At 67.0% G+C, this 415-nt stretch carries 1 protein-coding gene; it reads left to right on the forward strand.

Features of this window, described 5'->3' with window-relative positions; all coding sequences use genetic code 11:
• Positions 1–414, forward strand: a 414-nt coding sequence (locus FLW16_RS43145; RefSeq protein WP_260616223.1) for a non-reducing end alpha-L-arabinofuranosidase family hydrolase, incomplete at its 5' end; no start/stop codon positions are given.
• Position 415: the final 1 nt, after the last annotated feature.

Consider the following 415-nt stretch of genomic DNA (forward strand, 5'->3'; position numbering starts at 1 on the left):
AACTTCCCCGGCAGCTTCGGCTCCAACTACACCCAGATCATGAGCGACTCGACCAACAACCTGTTCGAGGCGGTCGAGGTCTACAAGCTCCAGGGCCAGAACAAGTACCTCATGCTCGTCGAGGCGATCGGCTCGCAGGGCCGCTACTTCCGCTCGTTCACGGCCGACAGCCTGAGCGGGTCGTGGACGCCGAACGCCGCGACCGAGAGCAACCCCTTCGCCGGCAAGGCCAACAGCGGCGCCACCTGGACCAACGACATCAGCCACGGCGACCTGGTCCGCAACAACCCCGACCAGACCAAGACCGTCGACCCCTGCAACCTGCAGCTGCTCTACCAGGGCCGCAGCCCCAGCTCCGGCGGCGACTACGGCCTCCTGCCCTACCGGCCGGGCCTGCTGACCCTGCAGCGCTGAC

The sequence above is a fragment of the Microbispora sp. KK1-11 genome (genome assembly GCF_006874435.1).
Classification (GTDB): Bacteria; Actinomycetota; Actinomycetes; order Streptosporangiales; family Streptosporangiaceae; genus Microbispora; species Microbispora catharanthi.